Genomic DNA, 5,218 nt, shown 5'->3' with positions numbered 1-5,218 from the left:
CCACCACCAGGGCGGTGGCGGCGACCGTCATCTGCACGTGCTCGACGGTCTTGGCGACGAGCCCCGCCTGGTTGATGCTGCGCCGCTCGATCGAGTCCAGCTCCAGGGTGCTCACCCAGGCGTACAGGGTGGCCAGCGCCACCACGATGGCGGCGGGCGTGATCAGGTGACGCAGGGGGGCGGGGCGGGCGGGGGTGCGGGCCTTGCCGACGGCGAGGGTCTCAGCGGTCACCGGCGGTCACTTCCTCCTGCGCGGCATTCGCCGCTGTGCCCGTGGCGGTGGCCGTTCCGGTGGCCGCTCCCGGGCCCACGGCCGCGCACAGCTCCGCGTAGGTGATCACGCCGGACGGCGTCGAGCACCGGTCCGCGCCGCGCGCGACCATCGCGTCCAGCGCCTCGCGCAGCGCCGCGCCCGCCGCCACCGCCGGCAGCGCCGGGTCCGGCAGCGGGCTCTCGTACGGCACGTCCTCGACCCTGAGCAGCGCCAGGCGCTTGAGCGTGGCGTCCTGGCCGATGAACCCGGCGACGTAGTCGTCGGCCGGGGCGGCCAGGATGTTGGCCGGCGTGTCGTACTGGGCGATGTGCGAGCGCTCACGCAGCACGGCGATGCGGTCGCCGAGCTTGATCGCCTCCTCGAAGTCGTGCGTGACGAAGATGATCGTCTTGCGGAGCTGCTTCTGCAGTTTGGCGAACTCGTTCTGCAGGTGCTCGCGGGTGATCGGGTCGGTGGCGCCGAACGGCTCGTCCATGAGCATCACCGGCGGGTCGGCCGCCAGCGCCCGGGCGACGCCGACCCGCTGCTGCTGGCCGCCGGACAGCTGGCGCGGGAAGCGGTCCCGGAACGTGCCCGGGTCCAGGCTCACCAGCTCCAGCAGTTCCTCGACCCGCGCGGCCACCTTGGCGGCGGGCCAGCCGAGCAGCTTGGGGACCATCGCGACGTTCTGCCCGACCGTCAGGTGCGGGAACAGGCCGACCTGCTGGATCGCGTAGCCGATGTGCCGGCGCAACTCGTCGGGGTGCAGGCCGAGCACGTCCTGGCCGCCGATACGGATCTGGCCGGACGTGGGCTCGACCAGCCTGTTGATCATCTTCATCGTGGTGGTCTTGCCGCAGCCGGACGGGCCGACGAAGACGACGAGCTCGCCCGCCGGGATGTCGAGGCTGACGTTGTCGACCGCTGGAGCCGGCTGCCCTGGGTAGTGCTTGGTCAGCTCCCGCAGCTCGATGCGGACACCTGCGGGATCACGGTCGAACACGAAGCCCCCTCGGGGTGGTCAGAAGGCGGACGGCGGAGAAGCCCGCGTCGAACAGCACCGCGATGACCACGATGCCGAGCGTGCCCGCGAGCGTGGCGTTGAGCGAGTTGACCGAGCCCAGCCGGGCCAGCCCCTCGAAGATCTGGTTGCCCAGCCCGGGGCCGTCGACGTAGGCCGCGATGGCGGCGATGCCGATGAGCATCTGCGTGGAGATGCGGACCCCGGCCAGGATCAGCGGCCAGGCCAGCGGCAGCCGGACCCGCAGCAGCACGCGCGCGCTGCTCAGGCCCATCCCCCGCCCTGCCTCGACGGTGGCGGCGTCCACGCCGCGCAGTCCGGTCACGGTGTTCCTGATGATCGGCAGGAACGCGTATCCGGTCAGCGCGATCAGCGTGGAACCCCAGCCGAGTCCGGTGATCGGGATGAGCAGGGTCAGCAGGGCCAGGGACGGGATGGTCAGGATGCCGGCGGACAGCGCCAGGGAGGCGCCGCGCGCTTTGGGAGTCTCGTACGTCAGGAGCCCGATGCCGACGCCCACGGCCGTGGCGATGCCGATGGCGATGGCCACGACCAGGGCGTGTTCGGCGGCGGCCAGCGAGAGGGTGCCCCAGCGGGAGACCACGTACTCGCTGAAAGTCATGAAGTAACCGCCTTCGCTTACAGTTGCATGGGCATGTAAACGTATGGCTAGTTGCGCTCATCGCAAAATCTGTTGCGATGAGCGCAACCCAGTTGTTATGAACGGATGGGCATGAGCGAGAAGCTCCCCGTGTCTTCCGCAGGCCTTCGCCGGGACCTCGAAATTCTCGACGTCCTCGCAGGTCACGGTGATGAGCGAGACACCGACGGGTTCGGCGTGAGCTGGATCGCGCAGCGCCTCGACAGGGAGAAGAGTCAGGTGTCGCGGGCGCTGCGGGCGCTGGAGGCCGAGGGCATGGTCGAGCGCGACCCGGTGACCCGCCGCTACCGCCTCGGCTGGCGGCTGTTCGCGCTCGCGGCGCGCAGCCAGCAGGCGCGGCTCGTCCAGGTGTCGGCGCCGTTCCTGCGCCGCCTGGCCACCGCGTTCGACGAGGACGCGCACCTGTGCGTGCTGCGCGGCGACCAGGTGCTCACGCTGGTGTCGATGCCCTCCTCGCGGGCCTACCACCGCATCTGGGAGGGCGTGTCGGTGCCCGTGATCATGGCGGCGGCGGGCCGCTCGCTGCTGGCCGACTGGGAGCCCGACCGGGTGCGCGAGCTGCTGCGCGCCAAGCTGCCCGCCGGGCTGGACTCGGCGGTCAGCGACGAGGAGCAGTGGATGGCCGACCTGGCGCACGCCCGCACGTTCGGCTACGTGGCCAGCGACGTCGAGCTCGACGACAGCGCCGGCGCGGTCTCCGCCCCGGTCCGCGACCACCGCGGCCTCATCGCGGCGGCCGTCAGCGTCTCCCTGACCCGGGTCCCGGCGAGGCCCCGGCTGGAGGAGATCGGCCACGCGATCGCCGACTCGGCCCGCGCCCTGTCGGCCGCCCTCGGCTACCCGGCCTGCTGACCTGGCGCCTGCAACCGCTTGCCGCAGCAACGGTGCAGTTTTACTCCTAGCCGTTGACGCATCAGCCGGAGTGCGTCAACGTTTCGTGCAACCGTTTGCTGCCCTCTGGAGAGGTTGCGCGATGCGACTTCTGACACTCCCCCTGGTGATCGCCCTCACGATCGCCGCCACCCCCGCCACCGCTCTTGCGCACCCCTCGCGGAACGTCATCGTGGTCGCCGCCGACGGCTCCGGCGACCACGCCACCGTCCAGGCCGCCGTGGACGCGGTGCCCTCCGGCAACACCGCCCCGGTGACCATCCTCGTCCGCGAGGGCACGTACAAGCAGCAGGTCGTCATCCCCGCCGACAAACCGCACATCTCGCTCGTCGGCGCCACCCGCGACCCGGCCGGGGTGGTGCTGACCTTCGACGCCTCCGCCACCACGCCCAAGCCCGACGGCTCGGGGAACTACGGCACCTCCGGCAGCGCGTCGTACGTGATCGGCGCGCCCGACTTCACCGCCCGCAACGTCACCTTCGAGAACTCCTACGACGAGGCCGCCCACGGCGCGAGCCAGGCCGTCGCGGTGCGCACCACCGGCGACCGGCAGGTGTACGAGAACGTCCGCTTCCTCGGCAACCAGGACACCCTGTACGCCAGCACGCCGAGCGCCGCCACGACCGCCCGGCAGTACTTCCGCGACTGCTACGTCGAGGGCGACGTGGACTTCATCTTCGGCCGCGCCACCGCCGTCTTCGACAACTGCGTGATCAAGGCCCTGGACCGGGGCAGCGACACCGACAACGGCTACGTCACCGCGGCCAGCACCGAATTGTCCAACCCGTACGGGTTCCTGATCTACCGCAGCCACCTCACCAGCGACGCCCCGGCCGGGACGTACCACCTGGGACGGCCGTGGCCGGCGGGCGGGTCGGCGACGGCGCGCGGCCAGGTGCTCGTGCGCGAGTCGTGGCTCGGGCAGCAGTTCAAGGCCGCGCCCTGGACGGACATGTCCGGCCTGAACTGGCGCGAGGCCCGCCTGTCCGAATACCGCAACCACGGCCCCGGCGCCACCGCCGGCGCCACCGCCGGCGACGACCGCCCGCAGCTCCCCCGGCACGAGGCCGCCCGCTTCACCCCGCAGCGCTACCTCGCCGGCTCCGACGGCTGGAACCCGGTCCGCCGCCCCGTCCGGCCCGCCGACCGCGGCCTCGGCCGCCAGGTGCTCGGCGAGGGCGACGGCTGGGCCGCCGCGACCACCGGCACCACCGGCGGCTCGGCCGCCCGCCCCGAGGACGTGCACGTCGTCTCCACCCGCGCCGAACTCGTCGCCGCCCTCGGCGACCCCGCCGACAACACCCCCAGGATCGTGTACGTGCGCGGCGCCGTCGACGCCGACACCGGCGCCGACGGCCGGCCCCTGACCTGCGCCGACTACGCCACGGACGGCTACGGCCTGGACGCCTACCTGGCCGCCTACGACCCCGCCGTCTGGGGTCGCGCCACCCCGCCGTCCGGCCCGCTGGAGGAGGCCAGGAAGGCGTCGTACGCGAAGATGGCCGAGCACGTCACGGTCACCATCGGCTCCAACGTCACGCTCGTGGGCCTGGGCCGCGACGCCGCCCTGAAGAGCTTCGGACTGCGGATCAGCGGCGCCGACAACGTCATCGTCCGCAACCTCACCATCACCGACACCGCCGACTGCTTCCCCCAGTGGGACCCGACGGACGGCGACGAGGGCAACTGGAACGCCTCCTTCGACAACGTCGAGGTGTCCGGCTCGACCCACGTGTGGCTCGACCACAACACGCTCGACGACGGCGACAACCCCGACTCCGCCCAGCCGCTCCACTTCGGCCGCCCCTACCAGGTCCACGACGGCCTGCTCGACGTCGTGCGCGGCTCGAACCACGTCACGCTGTCGTGGAACCACCTGAGCGGGCACGACAAGGTCATGCTGATCGGCAACACCGACAACCCCGACAGGTACGCCGAGGCGGACAAGCTCAAGGTGACGCTGCACCACAACTACTTCGAGGGGCTCGGCCAGCGCACGCCCCGGGTCCGCTTCGGGCAGGTGCACGTGTACAACAACTTCTACACCGGCGGCGACGCCTACCAGTACAGCATCGGCGTGGGCTTCGGCTCCCAGGTGTACGCGCAGGCCAACGCCTTCTCCGGCATCCCCGCAGGGAAGGTGCTGACGGTGCTGAAGGGCACCGCCATCACGGCCAGGGACAACCTGGTGGACGGCGCGCCCGCCGACCTGGTGGCCGCCCACAACGCCGCCACCGGCGCCACGCTCGGCGCCGACGCCGGCTGGACCCCCACCCTGCACACCCGCGTCCACCCGGCCCGCACCCTCCACGCGCTCGTCCCGGCCGGCGCCGGAGCCGGCCGGGACGAGCGCGTGGAGGGTGCGGGCCGGGTGGACGCGGGTGTGCAGGGT

General features: G+C 72.0%; 4 protein-coding genes and 1 pseudogene. 2 read left to right on the top strand and 3 right to left on the bottom strand.

Features of this window, described 5'->3' with window-relative positions:
• The 3 genes and pseudogenes from ADY59_RS46480 to ADY59_RS46470 all read right to left on the bottom strand — a co-directional run.
• Nucleotides 1–232 (bottom strand): annotated as a pseudogene (locus ADY59_RS46480) (hypothetical protein); the annotation flags it as partial.
• A complete protein-coding gene (locus ADY59_RS46475) occupies nt 222–1,256 on the bottom strand; it encodes an ABC transporter ATP-binding protein (protein WP_082310919.1) in 1,035 nt (344 codons plus the stop codon). The pseudogene ADY59_RS46480 and the gene ADY59_RS46475, both read right to left, overlap by 11 nt.
• Entirely contained in the window at nt 1,243–1,896 is a 654-nt protein-coding gene (locus tag ADY59_RS46470; RefSeq protein WP_049577520.1) for an ABC transporter permease, read from the bottom strand. Before ADY59_RS46470 ends, ADY59_RS46475 begins: the two co-directional genes overlap by 14 nt.
• 129 nt (nt 1,897–2,025) lie before the next feature.
• Here ADY59_RS46470 and ADY59_RS46465 point away from each other — a divergent pair, with 129 nt between their 5' ends.
• Nucleotides 2,026–2,787, top strand: coding sequence for an IclR family transcriptional regulator (locus ADY59_RS46465; protein WP_197094191.1), 762 nt, complete (start codon nt 2,026–2,028; stop codon nt 2,785–2,787).
• Between the two features lie 121 nt (nt 2,788–2,908).
• Nucleotides 2,909–5,218 (top strand): pectinesterase family protein (locus tag ADY59_RS53640; protein ID WP_156326160.1); only part of this gene is annotated, 2,310 nt, incomplete at its 3' end.

It is taken from the genome of Nonomuraea sp. SBT364 (assembly GCF_001083785.1).
In the GTDB taxonomy this organism is placed as follows: Bacteria; Actinomycetota; Actinomycetes; order Streptosporangiales; family Streptosporangiaceae; genus Nonomuraea.
The sequence above is the reverse complement of the archived record's forward strand: the minus strand, read 5'-3'. Positions and strand labels throughout refer to the sequence as shown.